Source organism: Leifsonia sp. KNZ12-8B (genome assembly GCF_056755495.1).
This window is the reverse complement of record NZ_JBPGXM010000006.1, coordinates 19,059-39,653: the sequence shown is the minus strand read 5'-3', so window position 1 is coordinate 39,653 and position 20,595 is coordinate 19,059. Positions and strand designations below refer to the sequence as shown.

Annotated in this window: 22 protein-coding genes; 6 read left to right on the top strand and 16 right to left on the bottom strand. The window is 72.9% G+C overall.

Annotated features, from left to right (window positions below):
• Positions 1–9: 9 nt before the first annotated feature.
• Positions 10–1,311 carry a tyrosine--tRNA ligase gene (gene tyrS / locus ACR9ZG_RS01815; RefSeq protein ID WP_481283107.1) on the bottom strand — a complete coding sequence of 434 codons (1,302 nt, stop codon included), beginning with the start codon at positions 1,309–1,311 and terminating at the stop codon, positions 10–12.
• Positions 1,312–1,442: 131 nt separating this feature from the next.
• On the opposite strand from tyrS, the gene ACR9ZG_RS01810 reads away from it, so the two are divergent.
• Together ACR9ZG_RS01810 and ACR9ZG_RS01805 are read left to right on the top strand one after the other, a co-directional pair.
• Positions 1,443–2,075 (top strand): DNA-binding protein, encoded by a 633-nt coding sequence (locus ACR9ZG_RS01810; RefSeq protein WP_481283106.1) that lies wholly within the window; start codon positions 1,443–1,445, stop codon positions 2,073–2,075.
• The gene (locus ACR9ZG_RS01805; protein WP_481283105.1) at positions 2,072–2,668 is read left to right on the top strand and encodes a hypothetical protein; all 597 of its coding nucleotides are present in this window, start codon (positions 2,072–2,074) and stop codon (positions 2,666–2,668) included. Before ACR9ZG_RS01810 ends, ACR9ZG_RS01805 begins: the two co-directional genes overlap by 4 nt.
• Positions 2,669–2,687: 19 nt before the next feature.
• Here the strand turns inward: ACR9ZG_RS01805 and ACR9ZG_RS01800 are convergent, their stop codons facing one another.
• From ACR9ZG_RS01800 to ACR9ZG_RS01750, 11 genes are all read right to left on the bottom strand, one after another.
• Complete coding sequence (locus ACR9ZG_RS01800; RefSeq protein WP_481283104.1) at positions 2,688–3,317, bottom strand: DNA-3-methyladenine glycosylase; 630 nt, start codon at positions 3,315–3,317, stop codon at positions 2,688–2,690.
• A 16-nt stretch (positions 3,318–3,333) separates the two neighbouring features.
• The gene (locus ACR9ZG_RS01795) at positions 3,334–3,459 is read right to left on the bottom strand and encodes a hypothetical protein (RefSeq protein WP_481283103.1); all 126 of its coding nucleotides are present in this window, start codon (positions 3,457–3,459) and stop codon (positions 3,334–3,336) included.
• Positions 3,459–4,943, bottom strand: a complete 1,485-nt coding sequence (gene argH, locus ACR9ZG_RS01790; protein WP_481283102.1) for an argininosuccinate lyase — start codon at positions 4,941–4,943, stop codon at positions 3,459–3,461. The genes ACR9ZG_RS01795 and argH overlap by 1 nt, the downstream gene beginning before the upstream one ends.
• Entirely contained in the window at positions 4,940–5,878 is a 939-nt protein-coding gene (argF, locus tag ACR9ZG_RS01785) for an ornithine carbamoyltransferase (protein ID WP_481283101.1), read from the bottom strand. The genes argH and argF overlap by 4 nt, the downstream gene beginning before the upstream one ends.
• Before the next feature lie 28 nt (positions 5,879–5,906).
• Positions 5,907–7,106: an acetylornithine transaminase gene (locus tag ACR9ZG_RS01780; RefSeq protein WP_481283100.1), complete on the bottom strand. Its 1,200-nt coding sequence runs from the start codon at positions 7,104–7,106 to the stop codon at positions 5,907–5,909.
• Positions 7,103–8,041, bottom strand: coding sequence for an acetylglutamate kinase (gene argB, locus ACR9ZG_RS01775; protein WP_481283099.1), 939 nt, complete (start codon positions 8,039–8,041; stop codon positions 7,103–7,105). The genes ACR9ZG_RS01780 and argB overlap by 4 nt, the downstream gene beginning before the upstream one ends.
• Before the next feature lies 1 nt (position 8,042).
• Positions 8,043–9,197, bottom strand: a complete 1,155-nt coding sequence (argJ, locus tag ACR9ZG_RS01770) for a bifunctional glutamate N-acetyltransferase/amino-acid acetyltransferase ArgJ (RefSeq protein ID WP_481283098.1) — start codon at positions 9,195–9,197, stop codon at positions 8,043–8,045.
• Positions 9,194–10,252, bottom strand: a complete 1,059-nt coding sequence (gene argC / locus ACR9ZG_RS01765) for an N-acetyl-gamma-glutamyl-phosphate reductase (RefSeq protein WP_481283097.1) — start codon at positions 10,250–10,252, stop codon at positions 9,194–9,196. Before argC ends, argJ begins: the two co-directional genes overlap by 4 nt.
• A 308-nt stretch (positions 10,253–10,560) precedes the next feature.
• On the bottom strand, positions 10,561–13,104 hold the full coding sequence (gene pheT / locus ACR9ZG_RS01760) for a phenylalanine--tRNA ligase subunit beta (RefSeq protein WP_481283096.1): 2,544 nt from the start codon (positions 13,102–13,104) through the stop codon (positions 10,561–10,563).
• Positions 13,104–14,144, bottom strand: a complete 1,041-nt coding sequence (gene pheS / locus ACR9ZG_RS01755) for a phenylalanine--tRNA ligase subunit alpha (RefSeq protein ID WP_481283095.1) — start codon at positions 14,142–14,144, stop codon at positions 13,104–13,106. Before pheS ends, pheT begins: the two co-directional genes overlap by 1 nt.
• 124 nt (positions 14,145–14,268) lie before the next feature.
• The gene (locus ACR9ZG_RS01750) at positions 14,269–15,069 is read right to left on the bottom strand and encodes a TrmH family RNA methyltransferase (protein WP_481283094.1); all 801 of its coding nucleotides are present in this window, start codon (positions 15,067–15,069) and stop codon (positions 14,269–14,271) included.
• A gap of 90 nt (positions 15,070–15,159) precedes the next feature.
• Between ACR9ZG_RS01750 and ACR9ZG_RS01745 the strand changes: the two genes are divergently transcribed.
• A complete protein-coding gene (locus ACR9ZG_RS01745) occupies positions 15,160–15,561 on the top strand; it encodes a hypothetical protein (RefSeq protein WP_481283093.1) in 402 nt (133 codons plus the stop codon).
• 138 nt (positions 15,562–15,699) lie between these two features.
• Here ACR9ZG_RS01745 and rplT read toward each other — a convergent pair whose 3' ends face one another.
• The 3 genes from rplT to infC are packed head-to-tail and all read right to left on the bottom strand — an operon-like array spanning position 15,700 to position 16,972.
• Complete coding sequence (gene rplT, locus ACR9ZG_RS01740; RefSeq protein WP_301210916.1) at positions 15,700–16,092, bottom strand: 50S ribosomal protein L20; 393 nt, start codon at positions 16,090–16,092, stop codon at positions 15,700–15,702.
• A gap of 29 nt (positions 16,093–16,121) precedes the next feature.
• A complete protein-coding gene (rpmI, locus tag ACR9ZG_RS01735) occupies positions 16,122–16,316 on the bottom strand; it encodes a 50S ribosomal protein L35 (protein WP_021755651.1) in 195 nt (64 codons plus the stop codon).
• On the bottom strand, positions 16,316–16,972 hold the full coding sequence (infC, locus tag ACR9ZG_RS01730; protein ID WP_481283131.1) for a translation initiation factor IF-3: 657 nt from the start codon (positions 16,970–16,972) through the stop codon (positions 16,316–16,318). Before infC ends, rpmI begins: the two co-directional genes overlap by 1 nt.
• 333 nt (positions 16,973–17,305) lie before the next feature.
• On the opposite strand from infC, the gene ACR9ZG_RS01725 reads away from it, so the two are divergent.
• A complete protein-coding gene (locus ACR9ZG_RS01725; protein WP_481283130.1) occupies positions 17,306–17,629 on the top strand; it encodes a DUF1844 domain-containing protein in 324 nt (107 codons plus the stop codon).
• A 7-nt stretch (positions 17,630–17,636) separates the two neighbouring features.
• On the top strand, positions 17,637–17,969 hold the full coding sequence (locus ACR9ZG_RS01720; RefSeq protein WP_481283092.1) for an MmcQ/YjbR family DNA-binding protein: 333 nt from the start codon (positions 17,637–17,639) through the stop codon (positions 17,967–17,969).
• Between the two features lie 59 nt (positions 17,970–18,028).
• Here ACR9ZG_RS01720 and ACR9ZG_RS01715 read toward each other — a convergent pair whose 3' ends face one another.
• Positions 18,029–18,697 carry a YoaK family protein gene (locus ACR9ZG_RS01715; RefSeq protein WP_481283129.1) on the bottom strand — a complete coding sequence of 223 codons (669 nt, stop codon included), beginning with the start codon at positions 18,695–18,697 and terminating at the stop codon, positions 18,029–18,031.
• 90 nt (positions 18,698–18,787) lie between these two features.
• Here ACR9ZG_RS01715 and ACR9ZG_RS01710 point away from each other — a divergent pair, with 90 nt between their 5' ends.
• Positions 18,788–20,593: a gamma-glutamyltransferase family protein gene (locus ACR9ZG_RS01710; RefSeq protein ID WP_481283091.1), complete on the top strand. Its 1,806-nt coding sequence runs from the start codon at positions 18,788–18,790 to the stop codon at positions 20,591–20,593.
• Positions 20,594–20,595: the final 2 nt, after the last annotated feature.

Below are 20,595 nucleotides of genomic sequence, written 5' to 3'. Positions count from 1 at the left end.
GGGCTCGGCCTACTCCACGAACACGCCGGCGAGCGTCTTCTTGCCGCGCCGGAGCACGACCATCCCGCCCGGCAGCACCTGGTCGCCGATCGGCGTCTCGGCGTCCTCCGCCTTCGCGTTGTTGACGTAGACGCCGCCCTGCTGCACGGCGCGCCGCGCCTCCCCGAGGCTCTTGGTCAGCTCGGTGTCGACCAGCGCCTGGGCGATGGTCGTGGCCGGGGCCGTCGTGGTGTTCGGCAGCTCGCGCAGCGCGGACTCCAGGGTTGCGCGGTCCTGCCCGGCCAGGTCGCCCTGGCCGAACAGCGCCTGCGACGCGGAGATCGCGGCCTCGGTCGCCGCGGGGCCGTGGACCAGCGTGGTGACCTCGCGGGCGAGCCGCAGCTGGGCCTCCCGCTTGTACGGCTCCTCGGCGACCTTGCGCTCGTACTCGACGATCTCGTCGCGGGTGAGGAAGGTGAAGACCTTGAGCCGCGCGATCACGTCGGCGTCGTCGGCGTTGACCCAGAACTGGTAGAAGGCGTACGGGCTGGTCAGCGCCGCGTCGAGCCAGACGGCGTTGCCCTCGCTCTTGCCGAACTTGGTGCCGTCGCTGTTGGTGATCAGCGGCGTGCCGATGGCGTGGACGTGCACGCCCTCCACCTTGCGGATGAGCTCGGTCCCGCTGGTGAGGTTGCCCCACTGGTCGCTGCCGCCGGTCTGCAGCACGCAGCCGTACTGGCGGTACAGCTCGAGGTAGTCCATCCCCTGCAGGATCTGGTAGCTGAACTCGGTGTACGAGATGCCCTCGTCGGAGTTGAGGCGCGCGGCCACCGCATCCTTCTTGAGCATCGTGCCGACCCGGAAGTGCTTGCCGATCTCGCGGAGGAAGTCGATCGCCGACATCGGCGCGGTCCAGTCGAGGTTGTTGACCAGGCGCGCGGCGTTCTCGCCCTCGAAGCTGAGGTACTGCGAGACCTGGCCCTGCAGCGAGCGCACCCACTCGGCGACCGTCTCGCGCGTGTTGAGCGTGCGCTCGGCGGTCGGCCGGGGGTCGCCGATCAGGCCCGTGGAGCCGCCGACGAGCCCGAGCGGCTTGTGGCCGGCGAGCTGGAGGCGGCGCATCGTGAGCAGCTGCACCAGGTTGCCGAGGTGGAGGCTGGGCGCGGTCGGGTCGAAGCCGCAGTAATAGGTGACCGGCTCCCCCGCGAGCAGCTCTTTGAGCGCCGACTCGTCGGTCGAGACGTGGACGAGACCGCGCCAGCGGAGCTCGTCCCACACGTCGTCGAACGTCGGGTCGTTGGCCTGGACGTCGAGGATGGAGGTGTCGGACATCCCCACAGATTATCAGCGGCGTTCCGCCCTCCCCGGGCAGCCGGTCAGGTCCGCAGCCCTGATCAGCCTTCCATCAGGCTTGCAGACCTGATATCATCGGCATCAGGCCAGCAGCCCTGATGGGAGGGACCATGTTCGTCATCACCGCCGACCAGATCGGCAGCCGCTCGGGGCCCGACCTCGCCGGCTCGGCACTGGAGCGATTGCAGGGGCGGTTCGGCGAGCGCCTCAGCCTCCCCGTCGACCGCAACGCCGGCGACGAGGTCCAGGCGCTGACGGGCGACGCCGCCACCGCACTCGAGCTGGTGCTCGCTCTCACCCGGACGCGGGAGTGGAGCGTCGGACTGGGGCTCGGCGCGGTCCGCACCCCGCTGCCGGAGCAGACCAGGGAGGCCAGCGGCGACGCTTTCGTCGCCGCACGGGCCGCGGTCACGCGCGCGAAGCGGACGCCGACGCGGCTGGCGGTGGAGGCGGTGGCCGACCCGCAGCGCGCGGAGGACATGGAGGCCGTGCTGGGCCTCCTGCTCACCGTGCGCGATGCGCGGTCGGACGCGGGCTGGGAGCTGTACGACCTGGTCGCCTCCGGCCTCACCCAGGCGGAGGCGGGCGCCCGGCTCGGCATCACCCCGCAGTCGGCGAGCGACCGGGCGCGTGCGGCGGGACTCCGTGTCGAGCTCGCCGCGCTGCCCGCGCTGGCTAGGCTGTTGGCCGACGCGGACGCGGCGCAGAGCCGGGCCGCGGCCGCACGAACGGAGGACGAATGACCGCGCTGCCCCCGGCCGCCTTCTGGAACGCCCTCCTGCCGCACGCGCTGTGGGCGGTGACGCTGCTGCTGGCCGTCGCCTCCCTGTGCTGCATGATCGCGACCCTGCGCCTGCCGCGCCGCCCCCTGGTCTACACCGCAGCGGGACTGCTCGCCCTCGCGATCGTCGTCGTCGCGCTGCCGCAGCAGGAGGCGCCCCTGGTCTTCCGGGTGCTCATCGGCATCGTGGCGCTCGCGCTCAGCGTGACGGGCGGCGGACCGGCGGCGCAGGTCGTGCTCGCGCTGGCCACGCGCACGGTCTCGGTCCCCGGCAACACCGGACTGTTCGTGCACGACCGCACCACCGGCGCCGAGGCGACGCGGGAGGTGCTGCGTGGCGGCGCCACGATCGGCGTCCTGGAGCGCTTCGCGACCACGGGCGCAATCATGGCCGGCTTCCCGGAGGCGCTCGGCGTGATCATCGCGATCAAGGGCGTCGGCCGCTTCACCGAGCTCGACGCGGCGGAGGCGCGGGAGCGGTTCATCATCGGAACGCTCGCCAGCATCGTGTGGGCGTGCGTGTGCGCCGGCCTGTTCCGCTTCGCCGTCTCCTGAGCGCGCCGCCGGACCCGGCTCAGTCGTGCGACTTGGGGTGGCGCTTGTAGGGCGACACCGTCGCGTCGCCCGGCAGCCAGAACCGCCAGGGGAACGCGGCACCGCCTCCCGCGCCCGAGACGCCCGTGCGCGGCCCGGTCTCGTACGCCGCCTGCTCGGTCGGCAGGAGCAGCTCGAACCGGCCGCCGAACAGGTCGGCGCCGTCGTCGGCGAGCGTGATCCCGGCCGCGACGACCAGGCGGGCGGGGCCGCGGCCGAGGTCGCGGTGCGGGATCGCGCGCCCTGTCCGGCCCGAGCGGCGCAGCAGCGCCAGCTCCTCCCCCTCGACGACCTCCGCCGCGCGCAGCAGCACCGCCGACGCCTCGCCCTCCGGTGAGCACACGATGTTCGCGCAGACGTGCATCCCGTAGGTGAAGTAGGCGTAGAGGTGCCCGGGCGGCCCGTACATCACGGCGTTGCGGCGGGTGCGCCCGCGGAAGGCGTGGGAGCCGGGGTCAGCGCCGTCGCCGATGTACGCCTCCACCTCGGTGATGCGCAGCCCGACCGTCCCGTCGTCGGTGGTGTGCCGCAGGACCGCGCCGAGCAGGCGCGGTGCGACCTCGATCGACGACGGGAGGAAGGCGTCGCGCTCCGGGGTGTGCAGCGTCACGTCGGCAGCGGGCCCGTCAGAAGATGCGTCCGCCGACGGCGACCGTGACGATGAGGCCGATCACGATGACGGCCACCGCGAGGCCGACGACGGCGGGGATGATCCACGGGTACTTCGGTGCACGGCGGTCGGGTCGGCTCATCAGACGAGGTCCCTTCTCGTGGCGGCGATCGCTCCGGTCACGGCACGCACCCGCTCCGTCAGCTGGGCGAGCTGCTCGGCCACCCGCTCGGGGGCGGTGCCGCCGACGCCGGAGCGGCTGGCGACGGAGCCCTCGACGGTCAGCACCGAGCGCACCTCCGGGGTCAGCAGGGGCGAGATCGCCGCGAGCTGCTCGTCGCTCACCTCGTGCAGCTCCAGCCCGTTCTCCTCCGCGACACGGACGAGGCTGCCGGTGAGCTCGTGCGCCACCCGGAACGGCACGTGCTGCTTGACCAGCCACTCGGCCACGTCGGTGGCGAGCGAGAAGCCCTGCGGCGCGAGCTCGGCCATCCGCTCGGTGTGGAAGCGCATGGTGGCGACCATCCCGGCGAAGGCGGGCAGCACCACTTCGAGCGTGGCGACCGAGTCGAACACCGGCTCCTTGTCCTCCTGCAGGTCGCGGTTGTACGCGAGCGGGAGGCCCTTCAGCGTGGTCAGGAGGCCGGTGAGGTTGCCGATGAGCCGGCCCGCCTTGCCGCGGGCGAGCTCGGCGATGTCGGGGTTCTTCTTCTGCGGCATGATCGACGAGCCGGTGGAGTAGGCGTCGTCGAGCGTGACGAAGCCGAACTCGCGCGTGTTCCAGAGGATGATCTCCTCCGCGAACCGCGAGACGTCGATGCCGATCTGCGCGGCGATGAAGGCGAACTCGGCGACCACATCGCGCGCGGCCGTGCCGTCGATCGAGTTCTCGGAGCTGTGCGCGAAGCCCAGCTCGCGGGCGACCAGTGCCGGGTCGAGGCCGAGGGTGGAGCCGGCCAGCGCACCGGCGCCGTACGGCGAGACGTTCGCGCGGCGGTCCCAGTCGGCGAGCCGCTCCAGGTCGCGCACGAGCGGCCAGCAGTGCGCGAGCAGGTGGTGCGCGAGCAGCACGGGCTGGGCGTGCTGGAGGTGCGTGCGGCCGGGGAGGATCGCGGCCGGGTGCGCGTCGGCCTGCGACGCGATGGCGTCGACCAGGGCGATGAGCCGCTCGGCGATGACGCCCGCATGGTCGCGGAGGTACAGCCGGATGAGGGTGGCGATCTGGTCGTTGCGGCTGCGGCCGGCGCGCAGCTTGCCGCCGAGGTCCGCGCCCGCCCGCTCGATCAGGCCGCGCTCCAGCGCGCCGTGGACGTCCTCGTCGGTCTCGGCGGCGGCGAAGGCGCCGGAGGCGACGTCCGCGTCGAGCCGGTCGAGGGCGGCCAGCATCCCGGTCAGCTCGTCGTCGGTGAGGTAGCCCGCGGCCGCGAGCGCCGTCGCGTGGGCGCGCGACCCCGCGATGTCGTAGGGCGCGAGCGCCCAGTCGAAGTGCGTCGACTTGCTGAGAGCGGCGAGCTCGGGCGACGGTCCCCCGGCGAAGCGCGCGCCCCAGAGCGATCCCTCGCCGGTCTTCCCGACGCCGGTCTCGTCGGCCTCGCCGGCCCCTGCACCGTTCGTCTCGTCGGTCATGCCGCCGCCTCCTCGTTCTTCTGCAGCAGCCAGGCGAGCAGCGCCTTCTGCGCGTGGAGGCGGTTCTCCGCCTCGTCCCAGACGACCGACTGCGGCCCGTCGAGCACGTCGGCGCTCACCTCGTAGCCGCGGTAGGCGGGGAGGCAGTGCAGGAAGACGGCCTCGGCGTCCGCGCGCGCCATGAGCGCCGCATCCACCCGGTAGTCGCCGAAGACCGCGATGCGCTCGGCCTTCTCGTCCTCCTTGCCCATCGACACCCAGGTGTCGGTGATCATCACGTCGGCTCCGTCCGCAGCCTCGCCCGCGTCCGTCGTGACGAGGACCGAGCCGCCCGTGCGCGCGGCGATGGCCTCGGCGTCGGCGACGACGGCGGGGTCGGGCTGGAAGCCGGCCGGGGCCGCGACGCGCACGTGCATGCCCGCGGTCGCGCCGCCGAGCAGGTACGAGTGCGCCATGTTGCTCGCGCCGTCGCCGAAGAAGCTCATCGTGAGCCCGGCCAGCCGGCCCTTGTGCTCCTGGATTGTCTGCAGGTCGGCGAGGATCTGGCAGGGGTGGAACTCGTCCGAGAGCGCGTTGACGACCGGGACGCGGGTGCCGGCGGCCATCTCCTCCAGACCCGACTGGGCGAAGGTGCGCCAGACGATCGCGGCGACCATGCGCTCCAGCACGCGTGCGGTGTCGGCCAGCGACTCCTTGCCGCCCAGCTGGCTCTCGCCGCTCTGGATGATCAGCGGCGAGCCACCGAGGTCGGCGATGCCGACCGCGAACGAGACGCGGGTGCGGGTCGAGGTCTTGTCGAAGATCACCGCCACGGTCTGCGGCCCGGCGAGGGGCGTGGCCGAGAAGCGGTCGCGCTTGAGCTCGGCCGCCAGCGCCAGCACCTCCGCCTGCTCGGCGGGGCTGAGGTCGTCGTCGCGGAGGAAGTGCCTGGTCATCGGTGTCTTTCGTGTATGTGGTGAAGGGTCACAGCGCGGCGAGCGCCCGGCCGAACTTCTCGCGGAACTCGGCCAGCTCGGCGTCGCCGACGATCAGCGGCGGCGCGAGGCGGATGCTCGACTCGTTGGGGGCGTTGATGATCAGTCCCTGCGCGAGTGCCGCCGAGGAGAGCCGGTGCGCCTCCCCGTCGGTGAGGCCGATGCCGATCAGCAGGCCGGCGCCGCGGACCTCGCCGATCAGCGGGTGGCCGAACGAGCGGATGATCGCGCGCAGCTCCTCGCCGCGCCGGGCCGCGTTGCCGACGAGGTCGGCCCGCTCGATCTCGCTCAGCACGGCGTTGCCCGCCGCGGTCGCGAGCGGGTTGCCGCCGAAGGTCGAGCCGTGCTGGCCCTGCGTGAACAGGTCGGAGGCCCGGCCGAAGGTCACCAGTGCGCCGATCGGCACGCCGCCGGCGATGCCCTTCGCGACCGTGACCGCGTCGGGGAGGATGTCGGCGTGCTGGTAGGCGAACCAGCGTCCGGTGCGCCCGACGCCGGTCTGGATCTCGTCGAGGATGAGCAGTGCGCCGTGCTGCTCGGTCAGCTCCCGCGCACGCTTCAGGAAGCCGGCCGGGAGCTCCAGCACACCCGCCTCGCCCTTGATCGGCTCGATGAACAGCGCGGCGACGCGGTCGTCGATCGCCGCCTCCAGCGCCTCGATGGTGGAGTCGATGTGCTCGACGCCGCCGGGGAGGGGCTCGAACGCCTCGCGCATCGGCGGCTTGCCGGTGAGCGCGAGCGAGCCCATCGTGCGGCCGTGGAACGCGTTGTGCAGGGCGAGCACGCGCGTGCGCCTGCCGCTGCGGCCACGGTTGAGCCTCGCCAGCTTGAACGCCGCCTCGTTCGCCTCGGCGCCGGAGTTGCCGAACAGCACGCGGCCCTGCTCCCCCGCCCCCGTGAGCGTGCGGAGGCGCTCGGCCAGCTCCAGCTGCGGCCGGGTCGAGAAGTAGTTGGAGACGTGCGCGAGCGCGCCGACCTGGCGGCTCACCGCCTCCACCAGCGCCGGGTGGGCGTGCCCGAGCGAGTTGACGGCGATCCCGGCGAGGAAGTCGAGGTACTCGTTGCCGTCGACGTCCCACACCCGGCAGCCCTCGCCGCGCTCCAGCATGAGCTGCGGGGTCGCGAGCGTGCGCATCATGGCGCTGCCGAAGCGCCCCTTCCACTGGCCCTGCGTCACCTCCGCGGTCACGACGGCACCACCTCCGTTCCGATGCCGGACTGCGTGAACACCTCGAGGAGGATGGAGTGCGGCACGCGTCCGTCGATGATCGCCGCCTTCTCCACCCCGCCGTCGACCGCGGCGAGGCACGCCGCCATCTTCGGGATCATGCCCGACTCGAGCGACGGCAGCAGCGCGCGCAGCTCGTGAGCGTCGATCTTCGACAGCAGCGACTCGCGGTTCGGCCAGTCGCTGTAGAGGCCTGCGACGTCGGTGAGGATGACCAGCTTGGCCGCTCCGAGCGCGACCGCGAGCGCCGCGGCGGCCGCGTCGGCGTTCACGTTGAGCGCCTGGCCGGGGTCGTCGACGTCGGGGGCGATCGAGGAGACCACGGGGATGCGGCCGGCGGCGATCTGGGCGAGCACCGCCTCCGGGCTGACGCCCACCACGTCGCCGACGAGGCCGAGGTCGACCTCCTCGCCGTCCACCACCGCGCCCCGGCGGCGGCCCTGGAACAGCCCGGCGTCCTCGCCGGAGAGCCCGGCCGCGAGCGGCCCGTGCTTGTTGATGTTGCCGACGATGTCGCGGTTGATCTGGCCGGTGAGCACCATGCGGACGATGTCCATCGCCTCCGGCGTCGTCACCCGGTAGCCGCCGCGGAACTCGGAGGCGATGCCGAGCCGGTCGAGCATGGCCGAGATCTGCGGCCCGCCGCCGTGCACCACGACCGGGTGGATGCCCGCGTAGCGCAGGTAGACCATGTCCTCGGCGAAGCTGCGCTGCAGCTCCTCGCTCACCATGGCGTTGCCGCCGAACTTCACGACGATGATGCGGTCGTGGAAGGTCTGCAGCCAGGGCAGCGACTCGATCAGGGTCGCGGCCTTCTCGGCGGCGACGCGCTGCTCGGCCGCCTCGGCGTCGGCGGTGGTCTCGGCTGTGGTCACGGTCTGCGTCGTCTCGCTCATCTCAGCTGGCGTAGGCACTGTTCTCGTGCACGTAGTCGTGGGTCAGGTCGTTGGTGAGGATGGTCGCCGTCGCCTCGCCCGCGTGCAGGTCGATGAGCACGTGCACCGCGCGCGGCGTGAGGTCGACGAGGTCGCGCGGCTGGTCCGGCTCCCCCGCCGTGCACACCTGCACGCCGTTGATCGCGACGTCGATGCCGTACGGGTCGAAGGCGGCGTCGGTCGTGCCGACGGCGGCGAGCACCCGGCCCCAGTTGGGGTCGTTGCCGAAGATGGCGGCCTTGAACAGGTTGCTGCGCGAGACGGCACGGCCGACGGCGACCGCGTCCTCCTCATCGCGCGCGTTCACGACCTCGATCGCGATGTCGTGGGAGGCGCCTTCCGCGTCGGCCTGCAGCTGCTCCGCGAGGTCGCGGCAGACCGCGGTGACCGCGAGCCGGAACTCCGCCTCGTCCGGGGTCACGCCGCTCGCGCCCGACGCCAGCAGCGCGACCGTGTCGTTGGTCGACATGCAGCCGTCGGAGTCGAGCCGGTCGAACGTGACGCGGGTCGCGGCGCGCAGGGCCGCATCCAGCGCCTCCGCATCGAGCACCGCGTCGGTCGTCAGCACGACGAGCATGGTCGCGAGGCCCGGCGCGAGCATGCCGGCGCCCTTCGCCATGCCGCCGACCGTCCAGCCGGCGGGGTCGCGGTGCGCGGCCTCCTTGGGGCGGGTGTCGGTCGTCATGATCGCCTCGGCGGCGTGGAGACCCGCGTCCGCGGCCAGCCCGGCCGCGGCCTCCTCGACCCCGGCGGTGAGCTTCGCGAGGTCGAGCTGCTCCCCGATCAGGCCGGTGGAGCACACGAGCACGTCCCCGGCGGAGACGCCGAGCCGGTCGGCGACGGCCTCCGCGGTGGCGTGCGTGGTCTGGAAGCCCTGCGCGCCGGTGTAGCAGTTGGCGCCGCCGGAGTTCAGCACGATGGCCGAGACGACGCCGTCGGCGATGACCTGCTCGCTCCACAGCACCGGGTTGGCCTTGCAGCGGTTGGTCGTGAAGACGGCCGCGGCGGCGGTCAGCGGACCGGTGTTGCGCACGAGCGCCAGGTCGCGCTTCCCGCTCGACTTGAGCCCGGCGGCGACGCCCGCCGCCTCGAACCCTGATGCTGCGGTCACACTCACGGCGCGACTCCGTTCACGTTCAGGCCCGCGGTCTCGGGGAGGCCGAGGGCGATGTTCGCGGACTGGATGGCGGCGCCCGCGGTTCCCTTGTACAGATTGTCGATCGCGAGCACCGTGACGACCCGCCCGGCCGCCTCGTCGAGGGCGATTCCGATCAGCACGGTGTTCGCACCGAGCACATCGGCGCTCCGCGGGACGGAGCCGGCGGGCAGCACCTGCACGAACGGCTCGCCCGCGTAGGCCTCCTCCCACGTCTCCTGCAACTGGGCGGCAGTGACCCCCGGCTTCACCCGGGCGGTGGAGGTGGCGAGGATGCCGCGGGCCATCGGCACGAGCACCGGCGTGAACGACACAGTCGGCGCCGTCGCGCCGGCCTTGCGGAGGTTCTGCTGGATCTCGGGGATGTGCCGGTGCGTGCCGCCGACGGCGTACGGGTTGGCGGAGCCGAGGATCTCGCTCGCGAGGTACATGGTCTTGAGGCTCTTGCCCGCGCCCGACGGGCCGACGGCCAGCACGGCGACGATGTCCTGCTCCTCGATGACCCCGGCGTGGATGCCGGGGCCGAGCGCGAGCGAGATGGCGCTCGCGTTGCAGCCGGGGGCGGCGATCCGCGTGGCGCCGGCGAGCCGCTCGCGCTGCTTGACCGGGCTGCCGGGCTCACCGCCGACGATCAGCTCCGGTACGCCGTACGCCCAGGAGCCGAAGTGCTCGCCGCCGTAGAAGGCGGCCCAGTCGGCCGGGTCCTCGAGGCGGTGGTCGGCGCCGCAGTCGATGACGAGCGTGTCGGCGGGCAGCTGCGCCGCGATCTCGCCCGAGCGCCCGTGCGGCAGGGCCAGGAAGACGACGTCGTGCCCGGCCAGGTTCTCCGGCGTGGACTCGGCGAGCGTCAGGTGCGCGAGCGAGCGCAGGTGCGGCTGGTGCTCGATCAGCGGGCTGCCCGCGTTCGAGTGCGCGGTGACGGTGCGGATCTCGAAGTCGGGGTGCCCGGCGAGGATGCGCAGCAGCTCGCCTCCCGCGTACCCGGAGGCACCGGCGACGGCGACCGAGAAAGTCATGCTTCTCCCTTTTCAGAGTGGACAGTGCGTCGGCGACGGCGACGCCCACCCGGCCCCGTACAGGGTCGCCAGAGCGCCGCCTAGCTTCGGCGGTCGCGCAGGCGTCGGCGCAGCGAGCGGGCGGCGAGGGCCGCGCGCGGGCTCGGGGTGCACCGGACGGAAAGCATGCGTCAACCCTAGCGCGCCCGCCGGGTGCGCCGCCAAATCGCGCGGATGCCGAACACGCCGACGCCGAACGCACAGGGGCCCCGGCACGCCGTCCGCACGTGGTGCGGTGCGGCGTGCCGGGACCCCTGGATGCGTGACGGTCACTCGCGGACGGTCGCTCCGAAGCGCTCCGCGGCCTTCGCCGCGCCGGCCAGCTTCGCCTCGCTCGCCTCGGCCGCCGTCAGCGTGCGGTCCTCGGCGCGGAAGCGGAGGGCGAAGGTGAGCGACTTGCGCCGGTCGGGCAGTCCGGTGCCGCGGTAGTCGTCGACCAGGCGGATGTCCTCGAGCAGCGGGCCGGCGCCGTCGCGGACCGCGACCAGCACCTCCCCCGCCGGCACGTCCTCCGGGACGACGAGCGACAGGTCCTGCGTCGCCGCCGGGAACCCGGCGATGACGCGCGCGACGATGTCGGCGGGCGCGACCGCGATGAGCGCGTCGAGGTCGAGCTCGAACACCGCGACGACGCGCGGCAGGTCCAGCTCGTGCGCGAGGGCGGGGAGCAACTCGCCGGCATGACCGACGACCGTCGCCGCGCCGTCCGCACCGCGGGCGACCAGCTGCGCGGTGCGTCCCGGGTGCAGCGCCTGGTGGCGGCCCTGCACCGGCTCGACCGCGAGGCCGAGGGCCGTGGCCGTCTGCCTGACCATGGTCAGCGCGTCGGCGAGGCCGGCGGGCACCGCCTCCTGACCGGGCTGCTTGAGCACCGGATGGCCGACGACGAGCCCGGCGAGGTGCCGCGGCTGCCGCGGGATGCCCGCGTTGAGCGCGGCGAGCGTCTCCTGGCTCGGCAGGGCGACGCCGGCCGGGAGCTCGGCGCTCCCCAGCGGCGAGCCGGAGGGCAGGAACACCGTGCCGATCTCGTACACCGAGAGGTCGACGAGGCCGCGGGCGAGGTTGCGCTTGGCGACCTCCAGCAGCCCGGGGAGGAGCGACGTGCGCAGGTAGGGCGCGGTCGCATCGAGCGGGTTGGCGAGCTTCACGGCCGGCACGCCGCCCTCATCGGGCGAGCCGAAGCGGTCGTTCTGCGCCTCCGAGACGAACGGGAAGGCGAGCACCTCCGTCGCGCCCCCGGCCGCGAGCGCCTGCGCCACCGAGCGGCGCAGCTTCTGCTCGCGGCTGAGACCGCGGCCGGGCGGGGCGACCGGGAGCACCGAGGGGATGCGGTCGTAGCCGACGATGCGGGCGACCTCCTCGGCGAGGTCGGACTTGTCGGTGAGGTCGGGGCGCCAGCTCGGCGGTGTGACGAGCAGCCCGCCCTCCGCGTCGACGACGGTGCCGCCGATCTCGGCGAGCGCTCCGCGCACCTCGTCGTCGGTGAAGTCGACGCCGATGAGCGACGGGATGTACGACGCAGGGAGGAGGATCGGCTCGGCCTCGGCGGCCGTGTCGTGCAGCGAGCCGAGCTCGTCGGCGTGGCCGCCGGCGAGCTGCTCCAGCAGCTGGACGACGCGGGCCGCCGCGGCGACCGCCACGCGGGGGTCGACGCCGCGCTCGAAGCGCTTGGACGCCTCGCTGGGCAGCTTGTGCCGGCGGGCCGTGCGGGCGATCGACACCGGGTCGAAGTTCGCGGCCTCGATGAGCACGTTGCGCGTCTCGCCGGTGATCTCGGTGGAGGCGCCGCCCATGACGCCGGCGAGGCCGATGGCCCCCGAGCCGTCGGTGATGAGGAGGTCCTCCTCGTGCAGCGCACGGGTCTGGTCGTCGAGCGTGACCAGCGTCTCGCCCGGGTGCGCGCGCCGGACGACGATGCCGCCGTCGAGCTTGTCGAGGTCGTAGCCGTGGATCGGCTGGCCGAGCTCGAGCATCACGTAGTTGGTGATGTCGACGATGAGCGAGATCGAGCGGATGCCGGCGAGCTTGAGCCGGGCGACCATCCACGGCGGGGTGGGCCGGGTGCCGTCGACGTCGCGGACGACGCGGGTCACGAAGACGCTCGCGCCGACGCGGCCGCGGATCGGCGCGCGGTCGTCCACCGCGACGCTGAAGCCGTGCGCGTGCTCGCCCGCCGGGTAGACGGTGACGGCCTCGGCAGGGTCGCGGAAGGCCGCGCCCGTGGCATGCGAGTACTCCCGGGCGATGCCGCGGATCGAGAAGGCGTAGCCGCGGTCCGGGGTGACGTTGACCTCCACCGCCGTGTCGTCGAGGCCCAGCAGCGACACCGCGTCGGTGCCGACCTCGGGGTCGAGGCCGAGGGTGACCAGGCGCAGGATGCCCGCGTGGTCCTCGCCGAGGCCGAGCTCGCGCGCGGAGGCGATCATCCCGTCCGAGATGTGGCCGTACGTCTTGCGCGCGGCGATCGGGAACGGGCCGGGCAGCACCGAGCCGGGCAGGGTCACGACGACCTTGTCGCCGCGCTCGAAGTTGCGGGCGCCACAGACGATGCCGCGGACGGCCTCCCCTCCGTCGGCCGCGGTCTGGCCGTCGGGTGCGACGCGCACCTGGCACCAGCGGATGGTCTTGCCGTTGCTCTGCGGCTCCTCCTCGAACTCCAGCACCTGGCCGACGACGACCGGCCCGGAGATCTCGAAGGTGTGGACGTCCTCCTCCTCGAGGCCGACCGCCACGAGGGCGGCGTGCACCTCGTCGGCCGTCGTGCCGGGAGCGAGGTCGACGTACTCGCCGAGCCAACTCAGGGGGACGCGCATCAGACCACCATTCCGAACTGCTGGGAGAACCGGACATCGCCCTCGGCCATGTCTCGCATGTCTTTGACGTCGTTGCGGAACATCAGCGCCCGCTCGACGCCCATCCCGAACGCGAAGCCCGAGTACTCGTCGGGGTCGATGCCCGCCGAGCGGAGCACGTTGGGGTTGATCATGCCGCAGCCGCCCCACTCGATCCACCGCGCGCCGCCCTTGAAGGTCGGGTGCCACAGGTCGAGCTCGGCGCTCGGCTCGGTGAACGGGAAGTAGTTGGGGCGCAGGCGCACCTTGGCGTCCTCGCCGAAGAGCGTCTTCACGAAGTGGTCGAGCGTGCCGCGCAGGTGCGCCATCGTGAGGCCCCTGTCGACCGCGATGCCCTCGATCTGGGTGAACACGGGGAGGTGCGTCGCGTCGAACTCGTCGGTGCGGAACACACGGCCGGGCGCGACCCGGTACACCGGCAGCTCGTTGCCGAGCAGCGCGCGCAGCTGCACGGGCGAGGTGTGGGTGCGCAGCACGAGGTGGGAGTCGGTGGGCTCGACGAAGAAGGTGTCCTGCATCGCACGCGCCGGGTGGTCGGCGTCGAAGTTGAGCGCGTCGAAGTTGTACCACTCGCTCTCGAGCTCGGGGCCCTCCGCGAGCTCCCAGCCCATACCGACGAAGATGTCGCCGATGCGCTCCTGGAGCAGGCTGAGCGGATGCCGGGCGCCGGGCGTCCAGCGGCTCGGCAGCGCGGTGACGTCGACCGTCTCGGCGGTGAGCTGCGCGGCCTCCTCGGCGACGGCGATGGCCGCCTCCTTCGCCGCGAAGGCCTGGGTGACCCGCCCGCGCGCGGCGCCGACGAGCTTGCCCGCGCCGGCCTTCTGGTCGTTGGGGAGGTTGCGGATGGAGGCGTTCAGCACGGCGAGCGGCGAGCCCTCCGCGGTGTGGTCGTGACGGACGGCCTTCAGCGCCGCCGAATCCTGCGCGGCGTCGATGGCGGCCAGGGCCGCGGCGACGGCCGCCTCGACCGCGCTCTCGGTGATCTCAGTGGGTTCGGACACGGTTCCCCAGTCTAGTCGGGCCCGCCCCTCCGCATCCCCCGGCGTGGGCAACCCGCGAGTACGCGGATCCTCTGCGTACTCGGCGGTTTGCGGGCGACTTTCCGCGTACTCGGCGAGGGTGTCGTCAGGAGCGGTGGGCGAAGGCCGACTCGTAGAGGCAGACGGAGGCGGCGGTCGCCAGGTTCATCGACTCCGCCTGGCCGTAGATCGGGACGGTGACGACGCGGTCCACGAGCTCCAGCAGCTCGTCGGCGAGGCCGTGCGCCTCGTTGCCGAAGACCCAGGCGGTGGGCTGCGCGAGCCTCCCCTCCTGGCGGGCGTCGAGGAGGTCATCGCCCTTGATGTCGGCGGCGAGCACCTGCAGCCCGGCGGAGTGGGCCCGCCCGACCACGTCGGAGAGGTCGGCGCCGACCGCGACCGGCACGTGGAACAGCGAGCCCGTGGTGGAGCGGACCACCTTCGGGTTGTACAGGTCGACCGTGCGGCCGGTGAGGACCACGGCGTCGGCGCCGGCGGAGTCGGCCGCGCGGATGATCGTGCCGGCGTTGCCGGGGTCGCGCACCTCCTCCAGCACGGCGACCAGCCGGGGCGAGGAGGCGAAGATGTCCTTCACCGAGGTCGGGAACTGGCGGCACACCGAGACGAAGCCCTGCGGGGTGACCGTGTCGGCCATCGCGTCGAGGACCTGCTCGGTGACGAACTCGACGTCGACTCCCGCCTCCACGGCGGTCTGCGCGATGTCGGTGTAGCGCTCCAGCGCGGTCGGCGTCGCGTACAGCTCGACGACGAGCTCCGGCCGATACTGGAGGGCCTCGGCGACGGCCTGCGGACCCTCAAGGAGGAACAGTCCGGTCTCGGAGCGGGCCGGCCGCTTGGCGAGCTTGGCGACAGCGCGGACGCGCGGCGAGCGCGGGTTGTCGAGCATGCGACCAGAGTAGTGGGCGGCGGGCTCCGGCGGCGATTGATCGATTCGGGCTCCGGCTTCGTGTCATCCATAACGCGAAGGAGGCGGACGATGGAGAGACGACTCAGGATGACGCTGATGGCCGGGGCGGCGGTGCTCGCGCTGGGCGTCGGCACCGCGAGCGCGGTGGCGGCGACCGGCGGAGGCAGCGACGACCCGCCGAAGGTGGACGACCGGGTGGAGGCGCCGGCCACGACGCCCGCGCCCGCGACGCCGTCCCCGCGGCCCACGCCCGACAGCATCCCGGCGTCGACCGCCGTGCCCGGCGTGGACGACCGCGGCTCGGGAAGCCACGGCGCGGACGACCCCGCCACCCACGACGTCGGCGACGACCACGGCGCGGACGACCCCGCCACCCACGACGTCGGCGACGACCACGGCGCGGACGACCCCGCCACCCACGACGTCGGCGACGACCACGGCCGCCACGGCGGCCACGGCGCCGACGACTGACGCCATCCACTTGTCACGACACGCCGTCTCCGGTCGGGCGGAGGCGGCGTGTCGTGACAACTCGATCGGGCACGGCGGAGACGACGAACGGCCCCGACGACGCGAGGTCGTCCGGGCCGTTCCCGTGTTCGCAGGCGCTTACGCGGCGGCGTCGGCCTTCGGGGCCGAGGTGTCGGCCGGGAGGGCAGCCTTGGCGGTCTCGACGAGGGCCGCGAAGGTCGCGGGCTCGTTCACGGCCAGGTCGGCGAGGATGCGACGGTCCACCTCGACACCCGCGAGGCCGAGGCCCTGGATGAAGCGGTTGTAGGTGAGGCCGTTCTGGCGGCTCGCGGCGTTGATCCGCTGGATCCAGAGGCGGCGGAAGTCGCCCTTCTTCTGGCGACGGTCGCGGTACGCGTAGACGAGCGAGTGGGTGACCTGCTCCTTCGCCTTGCGGTAGAGACGCGAACGCTGGCCGCGGTAGCCCTCGGCGCGCTCGAGGATGACCCGACGCTTCTTGTGGGCGTTGACCGCCCTCTTCACTCTTGCCATTAGTCGATTTCCTTACGTGTGCGGGTCTGTTACTTGCCGAGCATCCGGCGGACGACCTTGGCGTCCACCTCGGGAACGACCTGGTCGGCGTTGAGGCGGCGCTTGCGGTCGCTGGCCTTGACCTCGAGGTTGTGGCGCATACCGGCCTGCTGCTTCATGACCTTGCCGCTGCCGGTGATCTTGAAGCGCTTCTTGGCGCCGGAGTGGGTCTTCTGCTTGGGCATTACTTCTCCTCGTTCGTCGCCGGGGCGGGCGAACTCTCGTCGGACTGCGCAGAGTCGTCTGCGGCAGCAGCCCCCTCCTGGTCGCGCCCCTGGGCGCGCGCCTTGGAAGCGGCACGTTGTGCGTTGGCCTCTTGCTTGGCCTCGGACTTGTTCTTGAGCGGGCTGATGATCATGACCATGTTCCGACCGTCGATGGTCGGGTTGGACTCGACGGTGCCGAGCTCGGCCACATCCTCCGCAAAGCGCTGCAGCAGGCGCACGCCCTGCTCCGGGCGCGACTGCTCGCGTCCGCGGAAGAGGATCATGGCCTTCACCTTGTCGCCGGACTTCAGGAAGCCCTCGGCGCGCTTGCGCTTGGTCTCGTAGTCGTGCTTGTCGATCTTGAGGCGGAAACGCACCTCTTTGAGGATGGTGTTCGCCTGGTTGCGCCTGGCCTCCTTGGCCTTCTGCGCAGCCTCGTACTTGAACTTGCCGTAGTCCATGATCTTGGCGACGGGCGGCTTGGAGTTGGGGGCGACTTCGACCAGGTCGAGGTCGGCCTCCTGCGCGAGTCGCAGTGCGACCTCGATCTTGACGACGCCGACCTGCTCTCCGCTGGGGCCGACGAGTCGAACTTCGGGGACGCGGATACGGTCATTCGTACGGGGATCGCTGATGTCTTTCTCCTCTGATCGAGCGATGCTTCGATGTGCCTCGGGTGGTCGGTGACCGCCCGAGCGAAAGGAGAGAATCCACGCACCAGCGCAGCCCTGCGATTCATTCGCAGGCCTGGTACAGCACCCTGACTACCCCCGCTCGTGACGAGCGGCGGCGGAGTGCAACGACCCGGTAACCTTGATGAAGCGGTCAACGCGGGTGGGAGGATTCTCCACTTTCGTACCGGAGCAGAAGCCCCGGAGCCCGAACGATTCTAACAGAGGAATGCAGTGAGCGACACCTTCGCCTTCGCCGACCAGAACGGCGAGCACGACCACGACGACGAGGCGGCGATCGCCGACGCGACGCGCGACATCGCGGAGGTGCCGGCGGTCGAGGTCATCACGACCACGGCGGTCCACCTGATGAGCGCCGCCGCGGTCAAGACGGGTCTCGCCGACGATCCGGACGCCCAGACCGACCTCGACGAGGCGCGCAAGCTGATCGATGCCCTCGCCGGCCTCGTGACCGCGAGCGCCGCCCACCTGGGCGACCAGCACGCGCGCAGCCTGCGCGACGGCCTGCGGTCGCTGCAGCTCGCCTTCCGCGAGGCCTCCCCCATCCCGGACGAGATCGGCAAGGGCCCGGGCGAGAAGTACACCGGCCCGGTCAGCTAGGCCGCAAATGGACGCCGCCGCCGTCCGCGAGCTCGCCCTCGGCCTCCCGGAGGCCGAGGAGTACGACCACGGCGGCCTGCCGGCGTTCCGCGTGCGCGGCACCCGGTTCGCGACCATGCTCGACGCCGCGGCCGGCACCGTCAACCTGATGCTGGGCGAGGCCGGGATCCGGGAGGCTGCGGCCGCGTGGCCCGAGCACTGCTCGGAGAGCTGGTACGCCGGCCGGCTGAACGCGGCACGGGTCGACTTCGCGCGCATCGAGCCCGCCCTCATGCGCGAGCTCGTCACCGACGCCTACCGCAACCGGGCGCCCTCCGCCCTGCGGCGCCTGCTGGACTGAGCGGGCCGCTGCACTGAGCTGCTGCTGGACTGAGGGGCCGGCGAACCGAACGGCCGCTGTCAGGCCGCCGCAGGCTCCGCTTCCGCGGCCGCGCGCCGGCGGCCGCTGTGGCCGCTGTGCCCGAGGATCGCGACGACGATCGAGATGACGGCCGAGAGCAGCACGCCGAGCGAGACGTGCACCAGCAGCGCGAGCGCCCCCGCGGCCGCGCCCGCCATGATCAGCACGACCGCGAGCGCGCGCCGCACCCAGAACGCGCCGTTCCCTCCGGCGAGCCGGCTGTCCGCCGCGAGGCCGGTGAGGGTCGAGGTGACCACCACCGTCGTGACGTCGGCCACCTTCACCCGCCGCGCGAGCGCCGCCTGCATCCCCATCGCGAAGCCGAGCGCCGAGGTGGCGATGGTGCCGACCAGCTCCGGGTCGAGCGGGAGCAGGAACGCGAGCACCGCCGCGATCGCGGTGAGCAGCGCGGCGATCACCCAGAGCATCCACGAGACCGCGCCCGACCATCCCTCCGGCCCGCGGCGCACCACCCGGCCCGAGATCACCGCGCCGGCGAGGAAGAAGAACAGCGCGAGCAGCGGCCGGACGATCGGGAGGTTCGTGGTGCCGGTGAGCGCCATGCCGAGCAGCACGACGTTGCCGGTCATGTTGCCGGTGAAGACCCGGTCGAGGCCGAGGTAGCCGACGGCGTCGACGACCCCGGTCGAGAAGGTGAGGGCGAGCATCAGGGCGAGGTGCAGCCGGTCGCGGTCGACACGGGCCAGGCGGTGGGAGACGGACACGGTCCTCCACCCTAGCCGGGGCAGGATGGAGGGATGAGCTTCACGTCGCCTCCGCCCTTCACCACGCGCCCGACGCTGCAGGGCACCTTCGGGATGACCGCCTCCACCCACTGGCTCGCCACGGCGAGCGGGCAGGCCGTGCTGGAACGCGGCGGGACCGCCTTCGACGCCGCCGTCGCGACGGCGTTCGTGCTGCACGTCGTCGAACCGCACCTCAACGGCCCTGGCGGCGACCTCGTCGCGCTCTTCGCCCGCGGCGACGACCCGACGCCGGTCGTGCTGGCCGGGCAGGGCCCTGCGCCGGCGGCCGCGACTCCCGAGCACTACCGGGCGGAGGGGCTGGAGCTGGTCCCCGGCTCCGGCGCGCTGGCCGCGGCCGTCCCGGGCGCGGTCGACGCCTGGCTGCTGCTGCTGAAGGACCACGGGACGTGGGAGCTCGCCGACGCGCTGTCGTTCGCCATCGGATATGCGCGCGACGGGCACCCGGTGCTGGAGCGGGTGTCCGCGACCATCCGCGCCGTGTCCGACCTGTTCGCGCAGCACTGGCCGTCGTCGGCCGAGCGGTGGATGCCGGACGGGCGCGTGCCGGAGGCCGGCGAGATCGTCCGCAACCCGGCGTACGCGGACGTGCTCGCGCGGCTGATCGCGGCCGGCGACGCCCTCGGGCCGGAGGCCAGGCGCGAGGACCGCATCGAGGCCGCCCGCACCGAGTGGGCGGCCGGATTCGTCGCACGGGAGGCCGCCGCCTTCGTCCGCACGCCGCACCGCCACTCCCCCGGCACCGACCACGCGGGCGTGATCGCCGAGGACGACTTCGCGGCGTTCCGCGCCTCGTACGAGCCGGCGGTGACGCTGGAGTTCCGGGGGCACACCATCGCCAAGACGGGCGCCTGGGGGCAGGGTCCTGCGCTGCTGCAGACCCTCGCCATCCTGGACGGCTTCGACGACGAGCGGCTCGACCCGGCCACCGAGCGGGGCGCGCACACCCTCCTGGAGGCGCAGAAGCTCGCGTACGCCGACCGGGACGCGTACTACGGCGACGCGGACGTGCCGCTGGACCACCTCCTCTCGCCGGAGTACGCCGCCGAGCGGAGGGCGCTCATCGGCGAGACGGCGTCGGGCGAGTTCCGTCCCGGGCGTGTGCCGGGCGCCGAGCCGTTCCTCCCGCCGCTGCGCACCTCGTACACGCCGCCGGCCGGCACCGCGACGGCAGGCGTCGGCGAGCCGACCGTCTCCCGGAGCGGGGAGACCCGCGGCGACACCTGTCATCTCGACGTCGTCGACCGCTGGGGCAACATCGTGTCGGCGACGCCGTCGGGAGGCTGGCTGCAGTCGTCGCCGACCATCCCCTCCCTGGGCTTCTGCCTGGGCACCCGGCTGCAGATGACGTGGCTGGAGGAGGGCTCCCTTGCCACGCTGACCCCGGGCCGGCGGCCGCGCACGACGCTGACGCCGACCCTGGTGCTGCGCCACGGCGCGCCCGTCATGGCGGTCGGCTCGCCGGGCGGCGACCAGCAGGACCAGTGGCAGCTGCCCTACCTGCTGCGGACGATCGTCGGCGGCTACACGCCCCAGCAGGCGATCGACGCGCCGACGCTGCACAGCACCGCGATCGCAGGCTCGTTCTGGCCGCGCACCTGGGAGCCGGCGGGCGCCGTCGTCGAGGACCGCCTCGGCGACGACGTGATCGCCGGGCTCGAGGCCCGCGGCCACCGCGTCACGCGCGCGGGCGACTGGACGCTGGGCCGCCTGTCCGCGGTCACGCGCGACCCGTCGACCGGGCTGCTGCAGGCGGCGGCCAACCCGCGCGGGATGCAGGGGTACGCGGCGGGGCGGTGACC

Coding starts and splice junctions, on each gene's coding strand:
- tyrS (WP_481283107.1), bottom strand. CDS start 1,311: ATGTCCGACACCTCCATCCTCGACGTCCAGGCCAACGACCCGACGTTC.
- ACR9ZG_RS01810 (WP_481283106.1), top strand. CDS start 1,443: ATGTTCGTCATCACCGCCGACCAGATCGGCAGCCGCTCGGGGCCCGAC.
- ACR9ZG_RS01805 (WP_481283105.1), top strand. CDS start 2,072: ATGACCGCGCTGCCCCCGGCCGCCTTCTGGAACGCCCTCCTGCCGCAC.
- ACR9ZG_RS01795 (WP_481283103.1), bottom strand. CDS start 3,459: ATGAGCCGACCCGACCGCCGTGCACCGAAGTACCCGTGGATCATCCCC.
- argH (WP_481283102.1), bottom strand. CDS start 4,943: ATGACCGACGAGACGAACGGTGCAGGGGCCGGCGAGGCCGACGAGACC.
- argF (WP_481283101.1), bottom strand. CDS start 5,878: ATGACCAGGCACTTCCTCCGCGACGACGACCTCAGCCCCGCCGAGCAG.
- argB (WP_481283099.1), bottom strand. CDS start 8,041: ATGAGCGAGACGACGCAGACCGTGACCACAGCCGAGACCACCGCCGAC.
- argC (WP_481283097.1), bottom strand. CDS start 10,252: ATGACTTTCTCGGTCGCCGTCGCCGGTGCCTCCGGGTACGCGGGAGGC.
- pheT (WP_481283096.1), bottom strand. CDS start 13,104: ATGCGCGTCCCCCTGAGTTGGCTCGGCGAGTACGTCGACCTCGCTCCC.
- ACR9ZG_RS01750 (WP_481283094.1), bottom strand. CDS start 15,069: ATGCTCGACAACCCGCGCTCGCCGCGCGTCCGCGCTGTCGCCAAGCTC.
- ACR9ZG_RS01745 (WP_481283093.1), top strand. CDS start 15,160: ATGGAGAGACGACTCAGGATGACGCTGATGGCCGGGGCGGCGGTGCTC.
- rplT (WP_301210916.1), bottom strand. CDS start 16,092: ATGGCAAGAGTGAAGAGGGCGGTCAACGCCCACAAGAAGCGTCGGGTC.
- rpmI (WP_021755651.1), bottom strand. CDS start 16,316: ATGCCCAAGCAGAAGACCCACTCCGGCGCCAAGAAGCGCTTCAAGATC.
- ACR9ZG_RS01720 (WP_481283092.1), top strand. CDS start 17,637: ATGGACGCCGCCGCCGTCCGCGAGCTCGCCCTCGGCCTCCCGGAGGCC.
- ACR9ZG_RS01715 (WP_481283129.1), bottom strand. CDS start 18,697: ATGCTCGCCCTCACCTTCTCGACCGGGGTCGTCGACGCCGTCGGCTAC.
- ACR9ZG_RS01710 (WP_481283091.1), top strand. CDS start 18,788: ATGAGCTTCACGTCGCCTCCGCCCTTCACCACGCGCCCGACGCTGCAG.